A 20,943-nucleotide genomic window follows, 5' to 3' on the forward strand; every position below is an offset into this window, starting at 1 on the left:
TCTGGCGCTTTTTATTATGAGAAATGAGGATTCAACCATGTTACGCTTAGAAAATATTACCCAACAATTTGGCGATAAAGTTTTATATGAAGACGTATCTGTCCAAGTTAATCGCGGCGAACACGTCGGATTAATCGGCCGCAACGGAGCAGGAAAAAGCACCTTAATCAAAATTATCACCGGTGAGATTTTGCCTGATGACGGGCACGTTAATTTTCCTAAAAATTTACGTTTAGGTTATTTAGATCAATATGTTGGTGTAGATGAACACTTAAGTATTCGAAAATTTATGCAGACCGCTTTTAAGGAAGAATTTGAAAAAGAAGCGAAAATAGCAAAACTTTATGAAGACTATAGCGAAAGTTTTGATGACCGCTTATTAGAGCAGGCTGGTCGCTTGCAAAACGAGTTGGATCAAGGTTCTTTTTATCAAATGGATACCTTAATTGATGATTTAGCTACGGGACTGGGAATTAACGTATTGGGAATGGATAGTCTTTTAAAAAATTTGAGTGGCGGACAGCGTTCAAAAATTATTTTGGCCAAAATGCTGTTAGAAAAACCAGACTTGTTAATTTTGGATGAACCGACAAACCATTTAGATGATAATCATATTCAATGGTTGACACAATTTTTACAGGACTTTGATGGCACTTTTGTCGTAGTATCCCATGACCAAGTCTTTTTAGATGCGATTACCACTCATATTATTGATATTGAATTTGGCAAATTAACCAAATACACTGGAAATCTTAATCGATCATTGAAGCTAAAGGAACTCCAACAAGAAACCTATATGCGCCAATATGAAGCCCAACAAGATCACATCAAAAAAACAGAAGCCTATATTCGCAAATACAAAGCCGGTTCTCGTTCTACAATGGCCAAAAGCCGGGAAAAACAGTTAGCAAAAATTGATCGTCTCACGCCGCCAACAGATGCACCAAAACCTCATGTAACCTTTACCTATGCCCCAATTGTAACAACTTTGGCTCTAGAGACAACGGAACTTGTTATCGGCTATGAAAAACCATTGTTAGCACCAATTGATTTGACGATTCGAGCCGGGGAGAAGATCGCTTTGCGGGGATTCAACGGGATCGGTAAATCAACCCTAATTAAAACACTGTTAGGGCTTATTCCAGCCCTCAGTGGCGAATTTCACTTTCCGCAGCATACAAAGATTAATTATTTTGAGCAAGAATTAGCTTGGGAAAATCCACTAGCAACACCTTTACAGTATTTAAGTGACAAATATCCAACAATTAACAACAAAGAATTGCGACGTTACTTATCTCGTGCAGGCTTAACCAGCCAACATGTCCAAGAATCATTAAAATACTTAAGCGGTGGCGAACAAACAAAAGTTAAACTATCCGAAATGATGCTGCCAAAAAGCAACTTCTTATTTCTTGATGAACCTACCAATCACATTGATCAGGCTTCAAAAGAAAATCTCCAAGAAGCTTTAATTGCTTTTCCTGGTACGATTGTCGTCGTTTCCCATGAAGCAGAGTTTTATGAAGATTTTGTCGATCGCATAATCGAATTAGAAGGTTAAATTAAAAGCCTAAACAGGGTTAGTTCCGCTGTTTAGGCTTTTAACTTTCAAAAAAGTGGTCTTTTAGAAAAGCCACAAATTTTTTAGTGGTGTAAACACCTTGTTGCTATTTCATTTTTCCCGCGATTTTAAAACTTTGCGCTAGCATCGTGATTTTCTTCACTGCCTATCGCGATTGTGCTACAGTTAAATAAAAGGGATTTAGGCGAAAAAGGAGAAAAATTTTGCAGCTAAAATCAGAAACATCGCCCATTACAATTAAGAACATAACAAAAACAGAGTTAAAGGAGCTATGGGCGTTAAGCTACGGGCCTAAAGCAGATTTAACCTGGAAAAATTTTGATGGTCCTTATTTTAAAGACCCCATTCTTACCTGGGAAGAATATCAAAAGGGATTTGGCAAACGGCTTATAACAGATGAAAATGCCGGCGTCATTTTTTTATGGAACTGAAATGCTGGGTGTGGTAACGGCCTATTTTGAAGACGGCTCGTTAAAAAGATGGCTGGAATTTGGGATTGCGATTTATCAACCTAAAAACTAGAATAAAGGCGTTGGACAGGTAGCTGTCACTTTATGGATTAACTATTTATTTGCTCTTTATCCTAAAATTGAACGGATAGGGTATACCACCTGGTCAGGAAATGGTGCCATGATAGCATTAGGTGAAAAGCTGGGGCTGAAAAAAGAAGCGCAAATTCGAAAAGTGCGCTATTGGCAAGGTCAATATTGGGATTCTATTAAATATGGAATTTTAAGAACAGAACTTCAGTCATTGGAAAGGGTTTAAGGTTATGAGTAAACTAATTATTTTACGGGGGAATTCTGGCAGTGGCAAAAGTACAGTCGCCAAAGCATTACAACACAGCTTTCCGCAAGGAACTGTCATGAATATTGGACAAGATGAAGTAAGGCGAGATATGTTAAACATCAAAGATGATACTTCTAATTTGGCTGTTTTAGCAATTGAAACCCTCGCAATTTTTGGATGCCAACATTATCCTATCGTAATTATCGAAGGAATTTTAAGTCGAAAGAAATATGGTCACATGCTTGATAAACTGCAGGAACTTTTCGATCAGACACATTGTTATTATTTTGACCTTTCGTTTGAAACAACTGTTTCACGCCACCAACAACGAATACAAAGATTTTCTTTTTCCGAGATCAACATGGCTAACTGGTGGTTAGACAAAGATTATTTGAAATTTGAAAATGAAAAAATGATTGGTCCAGAAATGTCGCAAATTGAAATTGTTAAGCTGTTACGTGCCGATGTTTGGGAAAATTAATAAAAATTTTTTTAGGGAGCTTTAAAACCGTCAGTTCCTCTGGTTTATAATTTCGTAAGCACCGTCATTTAAATTACTCAGTTAAAATTCATCGTAAAGTCGTAGAGTATAGTTTGAAAATTAGCACTTAGCAGAGTGCTATAATTTGAGGTTGTCTTTTAGGAAGTGTGGTAAACTGGCTTTGAAGGCGATAGGAGGTGCCATAAAAATGACGGAAGATTTTTCTTTGCATTATGCCAAAAAGAACAAGAAAATCTTAATTTCTTCTATTACTGAGGGGAAAGATATAGAAGAGGAAAAGACTGCCATTTTTATGGCGGGAAGTCCTGGAGCTGGAAAAACTGAGGTAGCACAAACTTTGATGGCGTTAAATAATAATCTATGTATAATTGATGCAGATAAGTTTCGGGCTTTATTTCCTGGTTATATTGGAAATAATTCTGATGAGTTTCAAAGAGGTGCGGCTCTTTTGGTAGATGCGGCTCTCGATCTAGTTCTAAAAAAGGGGTATAGTTTTATTCTTGATGGTACTTTTGCGACTGCTAAGGTAAATCAAAACATTGAACGAGCGCTCAAAAAGAATTATAATGTTCTTGTCTATTATGTTTATCAAGATCCGTTTATCGCTTGGGATTTTACCAAAAAACGAGAAGTGGTTGAAGGCCGATTTGTTCCGAAAGAACGTTTTATCAATGCTTTTTTCCAGTCACGGAAGAACTTGCTACACGTGAAAGAAGAATTTCAAGAACGAGTTACAATCAATGTCTTGGTGAAGGATTTTCAAAATACGATTTCTGATTTTCTAATGGATATTGATAATATTACGTTGACATTACCGATTAATTACACAAAACACGGATTGGAGGAGGAGTTACTTGACTGAAAAAGAAAAAGTTGAAAAAATTATGGCAAAGTACGATCGTAACTTTTCTAAATTACAAAAGAATGCTTCTGCAAAAGAATTGAAAACAGTCTTTAAATTTGTAGCAGATGAATCCAACCGTAAGCAGCGTGAATTGATTGGCTTGGACAAAGAAAAATGAATACCTAATTAGGATAGTTAAAAAGCCAAGAAAAAATGTTCTTGGCTTTTTTTTACCTCAAGGATCTTGATTCAATACATGCTTTGTCAATAGATATGTTATGCATAAAAAGCTACTTTATTCCCAATAGCTGTTTAATTAAAAGTATGCTCTAAACAACTTTAAAGAATAAAATGGAGATGCCGACTTTAGAAGATAAGATTTAAAATACAAACACTATAAATTAAAGACCAATCTTTTTAATTCATGGCTATGACCAATTAAACGCATCTATAGTCTGATATGGTATTCTAAAAGAAAACCTTATCATTTAAAAGGAGACTTTCAATGCTAAAAAAAATTGCTAGTAATATTGGATACACACAACTTGTATACGATCGTTTCAACAAAAAACTAAAAACAAATTATACCTCGAGCCAAATTGAGGAACTTGTACAAATTATTTTGCTAGCAGCAGACACCGAAATTACCCATTTAGGGAAAAATTACTATGTCTGGCAACCAGCAAGAAAAATTCAATTAACGATTAATGCCAACAATTATCGCTTAATTACTGCCGATTCCGCTAAAAAAATTCCAGCACAAAAAAAGGCAGCCGAAAAATCACAATGGTATCAAAGAGGCGCTAAAGCAGTGCATCTCGTCTATTTGAATCGTGAGGCAAAGGAACTACCAAAACTCTTATCTGGCGAAAAAACGATGATTATTCGTGGTGCTGCTGGCAGAAAATCGCCTTTAGGGGGTAGAGCAAGAGCGGGGGAGGATATTTATTTTGTCGAAACTAACAGCAATCTAGTGGTAAATTATCGTGCTGTGATTAAAGCTGTGATTGAGTCTGAGCAGATGACTCCAGAAGAATCCGCTTCTTTTGTAGAAAAGTACGCCAATCAACTTCAACTCTCAACAAAACAAGAACAACGCTGGACTGGGAAAAAATATCTAGCGGTTTATGAAATTGCAAATTTAGAAAAAATCGATTCTTTTTACTATAAACGCAAAAAAAATATGGATGACTGGATTATTACGGAAGATATCGCTACGATTTCAGAATGAAAATTTACTAATAGCAAAATAACTTTCTTTGAGTGATCAAAAAGTTGTTTTGCTATTTTGTTATTTTTGCAAACGATTTTAGCAAAATTTTGTCTTTTAAATGAAAGTAGTATTAATTGTTGGTGAAACTGTGCTAAATTCATTATTTTAGTAGTTGAGAATTCCTTTAAAAATAACTATGATATAGAAGTTGCAATTTATTATTTAAAGGAGTTTTTTCATGAGTCAAAATCAAAAACAACTGCGGTGGTTCACCGTTGGCTTAATTGCCTTTAATATGGTTTGGGGTTTAGGAAATGTTGTAAATAACTATGCCCAACAAGGAATCTCTGTTGTTACTTCATGGATTCTTATCTTAGCACTTTATTTTATTCCATATGCTTTAATTGTCGGTCAGTTGGGCTCGACTTTTAAAAACAGCAAAGGCGGCGTTAGCTCATGGGTTGAAAATACCTCAACAAAACGCTTAGCTTATTATGCGGCCTGGACATATTGGGTCGTGCATATTCCGTATCTTGCGCAAAAACCGCAAGCAATCTTAATTGCGTTAGGTTGGGCTGTCCAAGGTAATGGAGATATGGTATCAAGCATGTCAATGACAACCATTGCACTTTTAAGTTTAGTTATTTTCTTGCTGTTTTTATATTTATCGACAAAGGGATTAACAACATTAAAAGTTATTGGCGGTTTGGCTGGTACGGCAATGTTTGTGATGTCAATTCTGTTTATCTTGCTAGCAGTAGGTGCGCCGGCTGTAAGTAAAGGTATGGAATTTGCGACCCCTGACATGGGAAATATTAAAACATACATTCCAAAATTTGACTTTTCTTATTTTACAACCATCTCCATGTTAGTTTTTGCCGTAGGGGGAGCTGAAAAAATCTCGCCTTATGTTAACCAAACTAGAAACCCTGCCAAAGAATTCCCGCGTGGTATGTTCTTATTAGCTGGTATGGTAGGGGTTTCTGCAATTTTAGGTTCTGTGGCTATGGGTATGTTGTTTGCTAGCAATAATATCCCAGCGGATTTAATGCGTAACGGGGCTTACAGCGCATTCCAACAACTAGGTAATTATTACGGTGTTGGCAACTTATTAATGATCATTTACGCATTAACCAATACAATTGGCCAAATTTCAGCGTTAGCTTTTTCAATTGATGCGCCATTACAAATCTTATTGGCGGACGCAGATCCAATGTTTGTGCCAAATTGGTTAAGAAAACGTTCAGCCAAAGGTACTTTAGTTAATGGTTACTTATTAACTGGTATTTTAGTTAGCGTCATTATCTTATTGCCAATTTTAGGAATCGGCAATACAGATGAGCTAGTGAAATGGATGACTAACCTTAACTCTGTCGTAATGCCAATGCGTTATTTATGGGTATTCTTTGCTTATATGATGTTAAATAAAGCTTGGAAGAAGTATCAATCCGAATATAAATTCTTAAAAAATCCAAAACTTGGCTTTATCGCGGGTACCTGGTGTTTTGCCTTCACAGCTTTTGCTTGTGTCTTAGGAATGGTTCCAAAATTGGATTACGCAACAAATCCAAAAGCTTGGTGGTTCCAGTTAATGACAAATGTCTTAACACCGATCGTTTTAATTTTATTGGGCATGATTTTACCAGCAATTGCCCGTAGAGATAAAAATAAAACAGCACTGCCTGAATTAAAAGAAGTTTAAAAACAAAACCTGCTGACTATTTAGATAGTTAGCAGGTTTTTTAGTCTACAAATCGATTATAGTGTATTCAAAGCCAATTGCGTTGACAAACTTTAAGACATCTTTAGTTGATAGGAAAATTGTCTTCGTATTGACGTTTGGATGAAAACTCATTTTCTTTTTGTCCAAAATTTCTGCATCAAAAAATACTTGAACATTTTTTTTGGTATTATTTAATAAACCAAACACCGAAACCACACCTGGAGGGAGTTGTAATTGCTCCATTAGGCTATCAGCAGAAGCCATTTTGATCCGATTAGCGCCTACAATCTCTTTAAACTTATCCATATCTAAACGTTTTTCATCGTCCATAATCAGTAAATAATAGGCAGTTTTCTTTTTATTCGTTAGAAACATTGATTTTGTACGGACACCTTCAATTCCAGTAATAAAGCTGTCGGCCTCCGCAGTTGTCAAAGCAGGAGGGTGTTCCACTATTTCAAAAGGGATCGCCAAAGCTTTAAGCGTTTCTTCAACTTGCAAAGACAAATTCATTTTATCCCATCCTTTCACCTTACCAGTACTATTAAACTTGATTTTAGCACAAATAATCAATTAAATGGTGCGACAATTGCGAAGATAAAAAGTATGAGGGGGGGGGCTATAATTAAAAAAAGAATTAACAAAGCCACTTAAAATTTAGGTTTTAATACGTTGGAATTTTCAGCTTGGGCATGTTGGGCATAATGATAATTTGCGTTATATTTATGAAATTTCATCTTGAAGCGTCTAACAAAGTTTTCTTTATAGAAATAGCTAAGCAGCAGGCACAGTTGCCTCTAAGCGAGTTTAACAGTGTACCTAGCAAGATTTATCGAGTACAAATAGAGACATTACGTAGCAATCAAAATACCAAACAAAACTAGTTGACCCACGATGATTACAATCACGCATTTAGTAGAAATGTATCCCCATGGTGTGAAATCAATCACATGTGACTATGAAAACGAATTTTTAAATCAATTTGAAACTGGACTTATCGAGGAAATATTCAATCGTAAAATATATTATGTATGTTTTAATTCGTGTGTGCTGCAGGAACGCGGATCTGACCTGACGAAAATCACAACGGATTACTTAGCAAATATTTTCCAAAACCGTCTGATTTTAAAAATATTTCGCAAAATAAAATTGATCAAGCTGTGCAAAGGATGAAAATTTAAAGTTACGAAAAATTTTTAAATAGAAATCTCCTCAGTACAAACTTAATTTCGAGTACTCGGAAGCTTTCTAGAAACAATCAAAATAATTTTACCGCGAACAATATTATACAATCATAAAAAATAAACATGGATTAATAGACCTAATCATGGGTAATCATTATTTGATTATGATAGCTAAGGCAGATGTTGCGCTTAATTCTAACATGTAATTTTGAACATTAACTCCTGGATAGCAAAATAAAGCGCAACAAACCTCCACAAACTTATATTGATGCTCGTTATTTAATATGATACGATGTGCCTGCATACGGTAGGTAATACGATTTGATTATGAACACAGATATGATAGCCTTGTATCGGCTGAGCTGACTTGTCTTAAGTTAGCTCCTAGTTGGAAGCGGATCTCATATCTGTGAAGGTTCATTGTCAAATCATTCGTTGCCGTAGTAATTAATAGAGCAAGGGAGCTAGTTTGATACATGGTATATAAGCATTTAACCGCTGAAGAGCGCGGGAAAATTGAAGCCTATCTTGACGAAGGATTACGACCAGCTGAAATAGCACGTAGATTAGATCGCCATCGTTCAACAATCACTCGGGAGATTCAACGGGGGACTGAAGCTAGAAAAGCCAACAGTATCGCACGGTTGCCTTATCAAGCTTCAAGTGCACAAAATATTGCTAAATTGCGGAAAAAGAACTGTGGAGTTACTAAAAAAGCCACGATTCACAATATAAAAACTATTTTAAAATATCTGAATCTAAAATATTCTCCAGAACAAATTGCACATTCCGTTAAAAGCGTAAAGGTATGTACATCCACGATCTATAACTGGATTTACTCAAAAACCATTGATTTCAACATCAAAAAGCTTAGGAGACATGGAAAAAGATATAAAGTAAAGTCATCTGGATCGAAGATTCGCATTGATCGAGCTTTCTTTGAAAATAGAACCATTGATTTGCGCCCAGAAGCTGTTCAGCTTCGTACAGAATTTGGTCATTGGGAAGCTGATACAGTAGTTTCAAAACGTGGCATATCAACCTGTCTAGCAACTTTTATCGAAAGAAAGACACGACAATACGTAGCGATTAAACTCCCTAATAAAACAGGTCACGCTATGATGGCAGCAATTAAAAAACTAATAGAAATGTATCCTCAAGGGGTAAAATCTATTACTTGTGATCGAGGAACTGAATTTGTAAATCAATTTCAAGTCGGGCTTATTGAAGACACCTTCGGGTGCAACATTTACTATGCAAATCCGTATGCACCTCATGAACGTGGTTCTAACGAAAATCATAATGGATTACTTAGAGAATATTTCCCTAAACCGTTTAATTTTAAGACTGTCTCGCAGCGCATCGTCGATGACGCTGTAGAAAGCTTAAATACTCGACCAAGAAAAATTCTAAAGTGGAAAACACCAGCTCAAAAGTTTAAACTAGAATACGCGAGAATTACATGATATTTTCAAGAGGATATTTCATTTGTTATAAAAATGTTTTTACGAACAATTACAATTTTTTGAGTTTTATATAATTATAAAGCTAAGCGAAAGACGAACGATGTTTATCTAATAACAGTGAATAGTTGCACTTAATCTTAACATTCGCCTTTGAACATTAACTTCGTATAATATATATTATGTAAACTAAAATATAAAACTAATCCAATTTACTGATTATATTGCTGCTTTTGCACTTCCCTGCCTAATTTTTAAGGCTGCATTTAAAAACTGTTAAATGCAGCTGCGCGAAATAACTTACTATAAAGAAATTTTTTGATCTGATACTGTCTCGCGAATTTTAAAGTGCACTGTTAATTTCAAACTGAATTTTTTATCTCAAATAAAATCTTAAGCTGAAATACTCAAAATGATTACGTGGGATTCATTTACCTGATATGAACAATCATTTTGATTTAATGATCAAACTTCAAACGTTTCCCTGTTGCCTTTTTTAACATGGTCGTTATTGGGATTGCGATTAATGCGCCAAATGTGCTTTGGAATAGATTGCTTGGAATCGAGGCAATCGCAGCCCCAAGTCCATAAAGTAATCCTGTAGTTAAAGCGTAACCCACAACCATAATGATGACGCCCAAAACTAATCCTAATGACTTTAAAATTTTCTTTTGTTGGAAAAAATAACCAAATACTAATCCTTGTACGCCATGAATAAGTAGTGAAAACAAAATCCATTGTGGATAGCCCGCTAATAAATCGATAAATCCACCACTGATAGCACCGACAAAAAGTCCCGCTGTTGGACCTAATAATAACCCTGTAATCGCAATGCCGGCATCACACAGGGTTATAATGCCATTTGTACCCGGAATTGGAATTATAACAAGTAAAGAAACTGCACTTGTTAAAGCTGCTAAGACAGCATATAGTGTTAATTTTTTTATTTGCATTGTTTCCCCTCTCCTTTAACTTTAAGCTGTAAGATTATTTGATTTAATAATCGATTCTTCAAAATAAACACTACCAAATTCTGCTGTCACCATCACGCCGGCTTGTATGCTTTTGTAAACATAACCTTTTGCATCACTTACGGCTTTTTCTAGCTTATCTTTAGTTAGACCAGCTGTAATTGCAGCAGATAGACTACAACCGGCACCATTAATTGTAATGGCCTTAATTTTTCGTGCCTGATATTCTACTATTTTCGTTTCTGATAGTGCTAATAAATCAATAGCACACTCTCCTGCAAGTCGCCCGCCGCCTTTTATTAAGACAGCTGTTTTATACTCTTTTTGTAGCAGGATAGCTACCTCTTTCATTTCCTGCAAGCTGTTAATTTTTCTTTTGCTCAATGTTTCGGCTTCAGTTAAATTAGGTGTGATTAAAGTGGCCAAAGGAGCCAATTCACCACGAATTCCTGCTAAAATCTCTTTTTCAATCGCTGAATTTCCCTCTTTAAAAACTAAAACAGGATCTAAGATAATGGGGATATTGGGATGCTTTTGCAAAAATTCCTTAATCAAAGGAATAAATTCGGGATTTGCAATTAACCCAATTTTAATTCCACTAAAATTTACCTGCTCGATACTTTTTAATTGGGCTAAGAATACTTCTTTTGTAACGGGATGAATTGCTAAATTATTGTCAACAAGCGTGACAATAGAAGTTAAAACTGATATACCAAAAGTGTGATAATCACCGAATGTTTTTAAGTCCGTTTGTATCCCACCGCCGGCAAAAGGATCTGACCCACCAATCGTTAACACTATTTTTGTCATCCTCTTATCCCCCTTTGTGATTAAAAGTCTAGCAAACTTCCAGTGGGTTGCCCACAACCAATTGGCATGTTTTCAAACCAACCATTTGCAAAAAAATACCACAGCAATTAAATTGAGTAGTGTAACTTAGATTGCTTATTGAATTTCTCCTTCTGAAGGATTATTAGCAGAAAATTTTTATTTTATAAGAAGAAATTATTTGCTTGTTATTACTTCTGCAGTAAAAAAGTTTTCTTTTTTTGATAGTTGCATCACAAGTACTTTTGCATTTGCAATTCACGTAAAAAAACCTCATCTTAGTTCTTTTAAGAACACTAAAATGAGGTTTTTGTATTATTCTTCGGTTTCTTCTAAATTAGTCGTTAATGCTTCTGTTTTTTTCAAGAGATAAATTTTACGAATATTAATAATCAATGTCTTAATTACCGCATAGACAGGAATGCAAATCAACATCCCCATGATACCAGAAACTCTACCAGCACCCAATAAAACTAAGATAATAGTAATAGGATGCACATTTAATGATTTCCCAAATAAAAGCGGTTTAATCAGATTCCCATCGAGTTGCTGGATAACTAGAATAGATAATGCCATGTACAAGGCTTGCCACGGTGAAATAAACAGCCCCACAATCACAGCAGGTACAGCGCCGATAAACGGACCGACATAAGGAATTATATTGGTGATACCGCAAATCAGGGCTAATAATAATGAATAGGGCTGCCCGAAAATTGTCATGGCAATAAAACTCATAATTCCAATAATAAATGCATCTAATACTGTACTGCTAATATAAGCAGACAACGTATCATTTAACTCTCGAACCGTTTGTCGTAGTTCAGTGCGAATTGTCCGCGGAAAAAAATTCGATAGCGCATCTAAGAAACGATGACCATCTTTAAACATAAACAGCAAAATAAAAGGTACCGTAAACAAGAGAACAAAAAATTTCGTTAAAATAGAAAAAATAGAAGATAAACTGGAAGTCACATTCACAATAATAAAATTAATAATGCGATTAATCGTAATATTGGCCGAATCCAGCTGTTGTTCTAAATTAAAATTTTTGAATTCATCTTGTTTAGCTAGTCCATCTAACCACTTAACTAATTCATCAGCATAAGTAGGTAATTGTTGTGTTAATTGGACTGTCTGCTCAATCAACTGGGGAATGACATTCATTGCTGTTAAAACAATAATGATGACTACGACTAAAAATGAAAGTAAAAAACCTAAGACTCGGGACAATCCACGCTTTTGTAAGAAGTTGACGATTGGGTCAAACATATAATATAAAAATCCTGCAATAAATACGGGTAATAAAACGGCCCCTACCATTTCAAAAACAGGTTTAAAAACTTCTGGCATTTGCCATAAAAAATAAACACCTATAATAACTAAGACCAATTCTGCGGTCCAATAAAACAATTTTGAATTTTTAAACGATTGCATAGCAAAACTCCTAATCCACTTAATAACTCTATTTTAGCATAACAATTTCTGAAATCGTTTTTTCAAGTGAAGATAATGTTAAAAATTTCGATTTTTTGCAAAAAGAGTTACGGATTGCAAAAAATCGAAATTTTTTTTGAACTTTAGATTCTAAGATCTTTCAACGCCTTTTTCCCATCAGCTTGGAAACATTTAGCTAATTTACTGATTTTAAAGTAGCTAGCTAGTGCGTGAGATCCTTTTGGTAAAGGTTCAACCAGCGATCAAAAATGTCTTTTTCTTCGCTGATTTTATGGTATCCGAATTTTTCATATAGACCTAAATGTTGCGTTGCGATAAATGTATGTCTAAATCCTAAAGAACGCGCTTTTTCCTCTGCTTTTGCAACAAGTTTTTGGCTAATTCGGTGTCCGCGATATTTTTCAGCCACAAAGACGACGCCAATAAAGGGCGTTAACGCTGTTTGTTTTAATATGTCTTTTTTTAACAGCGCGCAAAAACCGACCAATTCTTCTTTTTGCCAACAAACCAAGACATTTTCCCAATCAGTTAAAGCGTGATTTTTCATTTGCTCTGCTAAGTGGGCCCCAGCTGGCCAAGGGACTTTTTCAATCGACAAAATGGCCTTATCCCACATCGCTGTCTTTGCTACCCAAGTATATTTCATTGTTATCATCTCCTGGGTTAAGAATAGCATAAAGTAAAATATTTTTATGCTTTTTGCGCCTACTTTACACCAAACAAAAAGCAGTCAGAATAAGCTGGCTGCTTTTTGTGTAGGAAATATTATTAATCTTTTTTACCGGCTAAACCAGCAAAAATAGTTTCTAAATTTTCCTTCATCATATTGTAGTAGCTATCCCCAGGATTACCAGGAGTTGCAATTGAATCAGTAAAAATTTCCCCGTAAATTGGTATCTTGCTATCTTTTGAAACGCTTTGCATCGGTTTTTTATTAACAGAACTTTCTACAAAAAGCGCCTTTACCTGCGAAGCTTTCAATTTCTCAACTAACGAGGTAATTTGATCTGGTGTCCCTTCTTCTTCTGTATTGATTTCCCAAATATAAGCAGAAGGAATGCCGTATGCTTTAGAGAAATATTTAAAACAGCCTTCACTGGTTACAATTAATTTTTGATCGGTAGCAATACTAGCAAATTGTTTCTTTGCCACTTTATCTAAAGCGGATAATTTTTCTTCATACTTTGTTAAGTTTTCCGCATAGATCGCTTTGTTAGCAGGATCTTTTTGACTTAATGTTTTCGCGATATTTCTAGCATATAAAATTCCATTTTCGATATTTAACCAAGCATGAGGATCTTCTTTACCATGACCATCCCCTTCAAGATAAATCACCGCAACACCGTCACTTACTGCAAAGTAATCTTCATTTGGCTTTTTCTGTCCATTGGCCATTAGCTTGGTAAACCAGCCGTTACCACCTGTTTCAAGGTTCAAGCCGTTATAAAAAATGACATCTGCATCCTGAGTTTTACGAACATCCTTGGCTAAAGGTTCATATTCATGGGGATCTTTTCCTACAGGGACGATGCTGTGGAGTGCCACTTTGTCGCCGGCTACTTCTTTTACCATATCGGCAATAATCGAATTTGTCGCTACTACCGAAATTTTTTCTTCACTGCCATTTACTTTTGGTGTACTAAAATGCTGATAGCTAAAAATACCAATACCAAAAACTGCAAGAGCAGCAATGGCCGTGTAAACTTTTTGTTTCGTTTTTGTTTGTTCAGCTTTTTTAGGGGATATGAAAAAGCCGATTAAAAACATTGTCGCTGCTGTTAATACAATTGAAGAACCAGCAGCAATATTAAAACTATACCCTATGAAAAGTCCGATAACAGAAGCTAAGCCCCCTAGTGTTCCGGAAAGTAAAATCATATATTTTAATCGCTTAGTAAATAAATAGGCTGTTGCTGCTGGTGTAATCAGCAGCGCCACCACTAAAATCGTTCCTACACTTTGCATTGCAGTAACAGAGACCAATGTTAACATTAACATCAATAAGTAGTGGTACACATTTACTTTCATTCCAAAGGCTTTGGCCATCATGGGATCAAAAGAGGTCAACAATAAGGGACGGTAAAAAATAATAAGTAATAGTAACACCAAAGCAGAAATTCCAATGGTAATCCATTTGTCACTATCTTGAACTGCAAGAACGTTCCCAAATAAAATATGGAATAAATCTGTGGAACTGTTCGCAACACCAATTAGAATCACACCTAAAGCTAAAAACGAGCTGAAGGTAATCCCAATGGCAGTATCACTTTTGACCGTACTATTATTGGCGATATATGTGATAACCAAGCTTGCTAAAATACCGAAAACAGCCGCACCAATAAAGAAGTTTATCCCTAAAATATACGATAACGCAACTCCTGGTAAGACCGCATGAGAAATTGCATCCCCCATTAGTGACATTCCACGTAAAATAATGAAACATCCAATTGCACCGGCTACAATCCCAATCACAATTGACGTAATTAAAGCGTTTTGTAAAAAATGGTATTCTGTTAAACCGTTAATAAAATGCGTAATCACGTAAAATCACCTCCAATAAGTATTGCATCCCCATAGGCTTCTTTTAAATAATGGGGGGTAAAAACTTCTTGGACTGTTCCGTAGGCAATCTTTTGTTGTCTTAATAGTAAAATTTCGTCAAAATATACTGAAACTTTACTTAAGTCATGGTGAACGATAAAAATAGTCTTTCCATTTTCTTTTAACTTACGCAACAAGCCCATAATAATTTGTTCACTCGTGGCATCAATGCCAACAAAAGGTTCATCCAAGAAAATCAAACTTGCATCTTGTACTAATGTGCGTGCAAGCAAGACACGTTGAAATTGACCGCCAGACAGTTCACCAATTTGACGTTTGGCAAAATCTTGCATATCCACCGCTTTTAGGGCATCCATAACTTTTCCCCAATACTTTTTCATACTAGCCCATGGTTTTAAATGCGGGTAGACACCTAACGAGACTACTTCTGCTACTGTAATTGGAAAGGTATAATCAATTGCACTTTTTTGTTCAACGTAGGCGACTTCTTGCTGATTTTTTTGTAAGGGTTCCCCTTTATAAGTGACTGAGCCAGTTGCAGGAATTAATCCTAAAGCCGCTTTTAAAAAAGTGGATTTACCCGCTCCGTTGGGTCCTAAAAGACCCACGATAGTTGGTTGTGTAACTTCAAAACTAACATGATCGACAGCAATTTGTTGACTATATGCTGCCGTTATATTTTCAAAACGAATCATTTCATTCACCTCATCATTTTATATTTTTAGGTATACCTAAATAATAATACTTTAGATTAGTATACCCAAACTTTTATTTTTCGGCAAGCCTAACTTTTGTACAAGATAAAAAAAATACACAGTTTCTAAACTGTGCACTTTTTATTTATAAGGATAATATAAAATTTTCACATGGATAAGTCTTTTTAAAGCTGGCATATCCATATGTAACTTCACAAACTATTTTTTCGGAAAATATAAATTTTGAAATCTGAAAAATGAAATATCTTAATCTTATTACGCAATAACGAAAGAAGTTTGCAAAAAATGTTCATCCCTTTGTTTTTGTCTCAAAAAAACGACTCATCAATTCTAAATGGTGCATCACGCAAGCTTTGCGTAGGACACCCATTCCGGGAAATTTTCCTTTTGCGTAACTTTGTTTCAAAATTTCCAACCCTAAGGTATCGTTACTTAAAAACGCCGGAAATTGGCTAACCTCTGCCATCACCGCCATAAAACGCGTCGCAAAATCAGGTAATTCTTCGGCGGGGGAAACAAAATGATGAATTCTTAATTGTTCTTGTTCAGCAAAATAAACCAAATGTAACACGATTTCTTTTGTCGGGTAGTTTTGCTCATAGTAAAGTCGACTATCAATTGAAAAGTCGCTAAAGCCTACAAACCCTCTTTTTTGATACGTTAGATGACTGAGAGTAAAAACTTCATCAGGTATTTCCCGATAGGAACTAGCTCTTAAGCGTAAAAAATTATCTTCTAAAACTATTTTTGGTCCTTTTACATGTTGCAACAGACGAAATTCTAAAGGTGCAATTGTAGGTATCTCAAAAGTAGGAAAGTCAGCATCTTGTAGTACCGCTGCGCTTTGCGCAATCAAAAGTGGATACTCTGTCACACTTTTTACAGGTTCCGTTATAATGTGCGTCTTAAGACCTTTTAACTGCTGTAATTTTTCTTGCCCCGCTAATGTTAAAAAATCACCTGCTTGCGGGTTGTCAATGAGGAAATAAGGTTGATTGACGTTGTTAAATTGTAGCAGCAATTTTCCTAAAGCAGGATTATCTTTGACTGGCTCAATAACAGGCTGAATAACCGGGCTTAATTTACCGGCTTCACTGAGTTGGCGTAAAGCTAACAGGTCAAATTGTTTACCGCGAAAATAAGGATAATACATTACTACTCCTCCAATAGACGTTGCTCAAGAGTGAAATAAGCGGCCCGCGTTGCTTCTAATTCTTCCTTTAGTGCTTCTACTGCTTGGTTTTGTGTTTCTGCAATAAAACGATCATAATAATTAACCGCACCGCTAAAAATATCGTAATCTTTTTCCCGTCTTTTTAACTCTTTATACAGTTGGTCGGTGCTAAACACCCGTAACCCACGTTCGGTTTGTTTGGCTTTATTCACTTCCCTTGCTTGAGAAGTAATCAAGTGATACAAGAGTTCATTTTCATTTACTTGTAAAAGTTGGCGCTGCGCTTTTTTTACCGTTTCAAAATATCCCGGCACGCCATACTCCAAATCACTTAGATATGGGTGAAAGAGAAGTACGCCCACATGCGGTGGAATCTCTTCTTTGACTTTTTCGTACAAAGACGGAGGTAAAACAAAATAATTTAAGTGACCAACAAAAGACAACTTTGCGGTACTTTTAAAATCAGCCTTACTCACTTTTAACTCATAACAACGCCATTCAAAAGTTTGATCCGGTAAAATTTTGCAAGATAAAGTATCCACGATCCCTTTATCATCTGGCATAACAACTTCCTCAATTACTACATCACCTTTTTGGCGACAATGAAAATATAAAGCTTCCTCCATGGCTAAAGTTAGTGCTGTCTTCATAACATCCCTCATTTAATCAGTTGTCCAACTGCCAAAATTTATTTATTTAAAATAAACATAAAAGAGTTGGTGATAACAACAGTATAGAACGTTTGTTCGCAAATGTGAAGTTAATTAGACCACAAATAGTTAATATCTGCCAAAATACCTTTTGCATCCTCTAGTCCACTAAAAGGTAAAGCAATTGTTTCTACCTTCGTGGTTAGTAAAACCGCAACACTTTCTTTTGCTAAACTAGCTTGAACTTCACTTGGGGCATAAAAATCATGGGTAAACTCACCCAATGATACATTGGGGGTTACCAGATATAAACCTTTTTGACTGATTAGGCTAAAGCGGGCATCCGTTGTTTCATTTAACAAAAATGTCATTAGCTCTTCTTCACTCATAATTTCATCTGCATAAGCTTGTAATAAAAGAAATTGTTGGGTCTTTTTAAAAACTGTAAAAAATGGATTCATAATTTTACTCCTGACGTAAATTGATTTTGTAATCTCTTAAAAAACTCCTATTAAAAGTGTTCTTTTTCAAGAACTCTTTTCCAAACTCATCGATTAACCCATGAAATTCTTGTGCCTCTGCTAAGGTGAAATCATTCAAGTTAACCAGTTTTTTTAAAGCTTGATAGTTATGTAGTTGTGGTGTTCCCAACTGTGTAAAAAGACGTCTGGCATAACTATCTGCGACAAAAACAGGCAGATCAAAAACATACAGTAATAACACATCGGCTGTCTCTGGACCAATCCCGTGTAAAGTGAGCAATTGATCTCTTAAATTTTCACCATAATAGCTACGCACTTTAAAAAAATCGCCATCAAAAGCTAGCAACCAGGTAAAAATTTCGTGAATAGCCTGACTTTTATTTTTGAAAAAGCCACTGGGACGAATCAATGCTTGTAACTGTGCCACAGATAAATTCGCAATTTGGAAACTAGAAAAATCCGTTACCATTTTCAAATTTTCTAGTGAAATTGCTGCATTTTGCCAGTTGGTGTTTTGAACAAGAATAGCTCCTAATATAATTTCTTCTTTTGAATCAGCTGGCCACCAGCCTTGAGGCCCCATCTTTTGGAACATTTTCTGATATAATGCATATACCTGTTGTTTCAAACTATCACCTCTTCTTCATTATAGCGCAATTACTTATGAATGTATGAAACTGAGGTTAGGAGGTTTTTGTGATGTGTGGTCGTTATCTTTTTGATTTAAAGACAACGGAATTATTAAAATATTATCAACAACTACAACAATTAGGGAAAATCGGTGAGGTTGCTCCTAGCGAAAATGTTGTAACCCTTGCTCCTGGTAAAGACGGAAAAATCCGCTTGGGACTTACACGTTGGGGATTTACGACAACCAAAAATAAAAGTCGTATTATTAACGCCCGTAGTGAAACAGTAACAGAAAAACCACTTTTTGCTGAAAGCTTTTATCAGCGTCGCTGTGTTTTTCCAATGACAGGATTCTTTGAATGGGATCATGACAAAAATAAAATTCTATTTACCCCTACCGATGAAAAAGAAATTTATGTTGGTGGCTTTTATCGCCAACACAATGACGAGTTGGAATCTGTTATTATGACGACGAGTCCCAACGAAACTGTTGCTAAAATTCATGATCGGATGCCGTTAATCATTGAAAAAAAAGCTATTCGCACCTGGTTAACTGACGATAATTTTGCCAATAGCTACCGTAAACAACAATTAGAACCCAAATTGACCCTAAAAAAAAGTATGCCAGAAAAATAATGGCATACTTTTTTAGGTTATAAGTTTACATATTCTAATTATACGAAACTTATTGTTACCCAATTAAAACTGATTCTTCCGGATATTTGAAATGTTGTTCTTGCTGTCTTGCTTTTGCAATTAATGAGAATAATACTGTCATAATTCCCACCCTGCCAATAAACATCAAGGCTATAATAATTACTTTGCCTACCATGCTAAGTTCAGGGGTTAATCCCATCGTTAAACCGACTGTCCCAAAAGCTGAGACAACTTCAAAAACAATATACTCTAGTCCCAAACCATCAACATCGGGAATTTTTTCTGTGACTGATAAAATCATCGTCGCAAAAATGCAAAGTGATAATGTAATAAAAAATAGCGTTAAAGCTCTAAAAATAGCACCAGCTGGAATCGTTCGGCCGCTAAATTCCGCCTGATTGCGTCCTTTTAGGATGCTCTTCATCTGAATGAGCAACACACCAAAAGTTGTGGTCTTTAAACCACCAGCAGTGGAACCTGATGTGCCACCGATGTACATTAAAACAATGGTTAGAATTAAACCGGCATGGCTCATCTCAAAGTAATTGACCGAGTAATAACCTGCTGTTCGTGGTGTTACTGCCATAAACATGGTATTAAATAGACGTTGCAACCAATTTCCTACTACTAAGCTTTCACCGTTATGTTCGGTTAGATAAAATCCCAAAGTGCCCAACAAAAGAAGACTACCTGTCATGATCAGAGCAATTTTAGAGTGGATGGACAGACGCTTGCGCTGGCGATATTGCATAATATCGTACCAGACTAAAAAGCCTAGTCCGCCTGCGATGATTAAAATCATCACCACAAAAAGAAGCCAAATATCTTGTTGGTCACCTGCTAAACTATCACCCAATAAGTCAAAACCAGCATTACAAAAACTCGAAACAGAATGAAAAATACTAAACCAACTTCCTTTTGCCCAACCATAACGCGGTATAAAGGAAAAACTCAGAGCCAAAGCGCCGAGACCTTGAATAATGACAGAAGTTAATAAAATGTAGCGCATCAAATTGACGCCGCCATTCATTTGCTCCAAATTAAGTGAGTCTTTTAATAGCATTCGGGTGCGTAAATTGATTTTCTTTTTAGCAATCATAAAAAAGAATACCGGTAACGACATAAAACCTAAACCGCCTGTTTCAATCATGATTAAAATAATAAATTGACCAAAAGTTGTCCAGTGTTCTGCAGTATTAACTGTTGTTAAGCCGGTAACACAAGTTGCCGATGTTGCAGTAAATAAGGCATCAATAAAGGGCGTAACTACGCCTTGACGACTAGAAATAGGCAACATCAATAATAAAGCTCCGCCAAAAATTACCGCGGCAAAACCTAATGATATTAGCTGCGGTGTTGCTAAGGGAGCTTTTTTACATCGTTTCAAGAAACTTACCTCCAATTACACGTTCTAGGATAATTTAAGTTAAAGCAATGAAATGCTTACCATAGATTGTACCAGATAATAAAAAAATCCGGGGAAAAATTCGCAATGATTTCTCCCGGATTTTTTAAAGC

22 protein-coding genes are annotated in these 20,943 nt (G+C 35.7%); 10 read left to right on the plus strand and 12 right to left on the minus strand.

Translation table 11 applies throughout. The features are described 5' to 3' along the window. Window positions 1-37: 37 nt before the first annotated feature. The 8 genes from K4422_RS09740 (at window position 38) to K4422_RS09770 (ending at window position 6,632) form a co-directional block, all read left to right on the plus strand. The gene (locus K4422_RS09740) at window positions 38-1,561 is read left to right on the plus strand and encodes an ABC-F family ATP-binding cassette domain-containing protein (protein WP_230710932.1); all 1,524 of its coding nucleotides are present in this window, start codon (window positions 38-40) and stop codon (window positions 1,559-1,561) included. A gap of 417 nt (window positions 1,562-1,978) precedes the next feature. After that, a complete protein-coding gene (locus tag K4422_RS13580) occupies window positions 1,979-2,104 on the plus strand; it encodes a hypothetical protein (RefSeq protein WP_268991024.1) in 126 nt (41 codons plus the stop codon). Between the two features lie 108 nt (window positions 2,105-2,212). Next, complete coding sequence (locus tag K4422_RS09745; protein ID WP_230710934.1) at window positions 2,213-2,350, plus strand: GNAT family N-acetyltransferase; 138 nt, start codon at window positions 2,213-2,215, stop codon at window positions 2,348-2,350. Between the two features lie 4 nt (window positions 2,351-2,354). Further along, window positions 2,355-2,852: an AAA family ATPase gene (locus K4422_RS09750; RefSeq protein WP_230710936.1), complete on the plus strand. Its 498-nt coding sequence runs from the start codon at window positions 2,355-2,357 to the stop codon at window positions 2,850-2,852. A gap of 208 nt (window positions 2,853-3,060) precedes the next feature. Continuing rightward, window positions 3,061-3,735 (plus strand): zeta toxin family protein, encoded by a 675-nt coding sequence (locus tag K4422_RS09755; protein ID WP_230710938.1) that lies wholly within the window; start codon window positions 3,061-3,063, stop codon window positions 3,733-3,735. Beyond that, window positions 3,728-3,895 carry a hypothetical protein gene (locus K4422_RS09760; protein WP_206902838.1) on the plus strand — a complete coding sequence of 56 codons (168 nt, stop codon included), beginning with the start codon at window positions 3,728-3,730 and terminating at the stop codon, window positions 3,893-3,895. The genes K4422_RS09755 and K4422_RS09760 overlap by 8 nt, the downstream gene beginning before the upstream one ends. 327 nt (window positions 3,896-4,222) lie before the next feature. Further along, the gene (locus tag K4422_RS09765) at window positions 4,223-4,948 is read left to right on the plus strand and encodes a DUF3781 domain-containing protein (RefSeq protein WP_230710940.1); all 726 of its coding nucleotides are present in this window, start codon (window positions 4,223-4,225) and stop codon (window positions 4,946-4,948) included. Between the two features lie 220 nt (window positions 4,949-5,168). Then, window positions 5,169-6,632, plus strand: a complete 1,464-nt coding sequence (locus tag K4422_RS09770) for an APC family permease (protein WP_230710943.1) — start codon at window positions 5,169-5,171, stop codon at window positions 6,630-6,632. A 45-nt stretch (window positions 6,633-6,677) separates the two neighbouring features. Here K4422_RS09770 and K4422_RS09775 read toward each other — a convergent pair whose 3' ends face one another. Beyond that, on the minus strand, window positions 6,678-7,166 hold the full coding sequence (locus tag K4422_RS09775) for a prolyl-tRNA synthetase associated domain-containing protein (protein WP_230710945.1): 489 nt from the start codon (window positions 7,164-7,166) through the stop codon (window positions 6,678-6,680). A 1,147-nt stretch (window positions 7,167-8,313) separates the two neighbouring features. Here K4422_RS09775 and K4422_RS09780 point away from each other — a divergent pair. Beyond that, window positions 8,314-9,303, plus strand: a complete 990-nt coding sequence (locus tag K4422_RS09780; protein ID WP_002287934.1) for an IS30 family transposase — start codon at window positions 8,314-8,316, stop codon at window positions 9,301-9,303. A gap of 455 nt (window positions 9,304-9,758) precedes the next feature. Here K4422_RS09780 and K4422_RS09785 read toward each other — a convergent pair whose 3' ends face one another. The 10 genes from K4422_RS09785 to K4422_RS09835 all read right to left on the minus strand — a co-directional run bounded on the left by K4422_RS09785 (window position 9,759) and on the right by K4422_RS09835 (window position 18,766). Next, a complete protein-coding gene (locus K4422_RS09785; protein WP_230710947.1) occupies window positions 9,759-10,253 on the minus strand; it encodes an ECF transporter S component in 495 nt (164 codons plus the stop codon). A 21-nt stretch (window positions 10,254-10,274) separates the two neighbouring features. Next, window positions 10,275-11,081: a hydroxymethylpyrimidine/phosphomethylpyrimidine kinase gene (locus K4422_RS09790; protein ID WP_230710954.1), complete on the minus strand. Its 807-nt coding sequence runs from the start codon at window positions 11,079-11,081 to the stop codon at window positions 10,275-10,277. A gap of 333 nt (window positions 11,082-11,414) precedes the next feature. Then, the gene (locus K4422_RS09795; protein WP_230710962.1) at window positions 11,415-12,533 is read right to left on the minus strand and encodes an AI-2E family transporter; all 1,119 of its coding nucleotides are present in this window, start codon (window positions 12,531-12,533) and stop codon (window positions 11,415-11,417) included. 223 nt (window positions 12,534-12,756) lie between these two features. Further along, window positions 12,757-13,200 (minus strand): GNAT family N-acetyltransferase, encoded by a 444-nt coding sequence (locus K4422_RS09800; protein WP_230710964.1) that lies wholly within the window; start codon window positions 13,198-13,200, stop codon window positions 12,757-12,759. 122 nt (window positions 13,201-13,322) lie between these two features. Then, window positions 13,323-15,095, minus strand: coding sequence for a metal ABC transporter permease subunit (locus K4422_RS13635; RefSeq protein WP_329957731.1), 1,773 nt, complete (start codon window positions 15,093-15,095; stop codon window positions 13,323-13,325). Beyond that, entirely contained in the window at window positions 15,092-15,811 is a 720-nt protein-coding gene (locus K4422_RS09815) for a metal ABC transporter ATP-binding protein (protein WP_206902852.1), read from the minus strand. Before K4422_RS09815 ends, K4422_RS13635 begins: the two co-directional genes overlap by 4 nt. A gap of 310 nt (window positions 15,812-16,121) precedes the next feature. Beyond that, window positions 16,122-16,985: a sce7725 family protein gene (locus K4422_RS09820; protein WP_230710966.1), complete on the minus strand. Its 864-nt coding sequence runs from the start codon at window positions 16,983-16,985 to the stop codon at window positions 16,122-16,124. Window positions 16,986-16,987: 2 nt separating this feature from the next. Next, window positions 16,988-17,656: a hypothetical protein gene (locus K4422_RS09825; protein ID WP_230710968.1), complete on the minus strand. Its 669-nt coding sequence runs from the start codon at window positions 17,654-17,656 to the stop codon at window positions 16,988-16,990. Between the two features lie 110 nt (window positions 17,657-17,766). After that, window positions 17,767-18,117 (minus strand): hypothetical protein, encoded by a 351-nt coding sequence (locus tag K4422_RS09830; RefSeq protein WP_230710970.1) that lies wholly within the window; start codon window positions 18,115-18,117, stop codon window positions 17,767-17,769. A gap of 4 nt (window positions 18,118-18,121) precedes the next feature. Then, a complete protein-coding gene (locus tag K4422_RS09835) occupies window positions 18,122-18,766 on the minus strand; it encodes an endonuclease III domain-containing protein (protein ID WP_230710972.1) in 645 nt (214 codons plus the stop codon). Between the two features lie 71 nt (window positions 18,767-18,837). Between K4422_RS09835 and K4422_RS09840 the strand changes: the two genes are divergently transcribed. Next, window positions 18,838-19,404, plus strand: a complete 567-nt coding sequence (locus tag K4422_RS09840) for an SOS response-associated peptidase (protein WP_230710974.1) — start codon at window positions 18,838-18,840, stop codon at window positions 19,402-19,404. Window positions 19,405-19,459: 55 nt separating this feature from the next. Here K4422_RS09840 and K4422_RS09845 read toward each other — a convergent pair whose 3' ends face one another. Beyond that, the gene (locus tag K4422_RS09845) at window positions 19,460-20,812 is read right to left on the minus strand and encodes a TrkH family potassium uptake protein (RefSeq protein WP_230710976.1); all 1,353 of its coding nucleotides are present in this window, start codon (window positions 20,810-20,812) and stop codon (window positions 19,460-19,462) included. Window positions 20,813-20,943: the final 131 nt, after the last annotated feature.

The organism is Enterococcus sp. SMC-9, from assembly GCF_021011285.1.
Taxonomy (GTDB): Bacteria; Bacillota; Bacilli; order Lactobacillales; family Enterococcaceae; genus Enterococcus_C; species Enterococcus_C montenegrensis.

Bases quoted from the DNA above. Each gene is read 5' to 3' on its own strand.
- K4422_RS09740 (WP_230710932.1), top strand. From the start codon at position 38: ATGTTACGCTTAGAAAATATTACCCAACAATTTGGCGATAAAGTTTTA.
- K4422_RS13580 (WP_268991024.1), top strand. From the start codon at position 1,979: ATGAAAATGCCGGCGTCATTTTTTTATGGAACTGAAATGCTGGGTGTG.
- K4422_RS09745 (WP_230710934.1), top strand. From the start codon at position 2,213: ATGATAGCATTAGGTGAAAAGCTGGGGCTGAAAAAAGAAGCGCAAATT.
- K4422_RS09750 (WP_230710936.1), top strand. From the start codon at position 2,355: ATGAGTAAACTAATTATTTTACGGGGGAATTCTGGCAGTGGCAAAAGT.
- K4422_RS09755 (WP_230710938.1), top strand. From the start codon at position 3,061: ATGACGGAAGATTTTTCTTTGCATTATGCCAAAAAGAACAAGAAAATC.
- K4422_RS09765 (WP_230710940.1), top strand. From the start codon at position 4,223: ATGCTAAAAAAAATTGCTAGTAATATTGGATACACACAACTTGTATAC.
- K4422_RS09770 (WP_230710943.1), top strand. From the start codon at position 5,169: ATGAGTCAAAATCAAAAACAACTGCGGTGGTTCACCGTTGGCTTAATT.
- K4422_RS09775 (WP_230710945.1), bottom strand. From the start codon at position 7,166: ATGAATTTGTCTTTGCAAGTTGAAGAAACGCTTAAAGCTTTGGCGATC.
- K4422_RS09780 (WP_002287934.1), top strand. From the start codon at position 8,314: ATGGTATATAAGCATTTAACCGCTGAAGAGCGCGGGAAAATTGAAGCC.
- K4422_RS09785 (WP_230710947.1), bottom strand. From the start codon at position 10,253: ATGCAAATAAAAAAATTAACACTATATGCTGTCTTAGCAGCTTTAACA.
- K4422_RS09790 (WP_230710954.1), bottom strand. From the start codon at position 11,081: ATGACAAAAATAGTGTTAACGATTGGTGGGTCAGATCCTTTTGCCGGC.
- K4422_RS09795 (WP_230710962.1), bottom strand. From the start codon at position 12,533: ATGCAATCGTTTAAAAATTCAAAATTGTTTTATTGGACCGCAGAATTG.
- K4422_RS09800 (WP_230710964.1), bottom strand. From the start codon at position 13,200: ATGAAATATACTTGGGTAGCAAAGACAGCGATGTGGGATAAGGCCATT.
- K4422_RS09815 (WP_206902852.1), bottom strand. From the start codon at position 15,811: ATGATTCGTTTTGAAAATATAACGGCAGCATATAGTCAACAAATTGCT.
- K4422_RS09820 (WP_230710966.1), bottom strand. From the start codon at position 16,985: ATGTATTATCCTTATTTTCGCGGTAAACAATTTGACCTGTTAGCTTTA.
- K4422_RS09825 (WP_230710968.1), bottom strand. From the start codon at position 17,656: ATGAAGACAGCACTAACTTTAGCCATGGAGGAAGCTTTATATTTTCAT.
- K4422_RS09830 (WP_230710970.1), bottom strand. From the start codon at position 18,117: ATGAATCCATTTTTTACAGTTTTTAAAAAGACCCAACAATTTCTTTTA.
- K4422_RS09840 (WP_230710974.1), top strand. From the start codon at position 18,838: ATGTGTGGTCGTTATCTTTTTGATTTAAAGACAACGGAATTATTAAAA.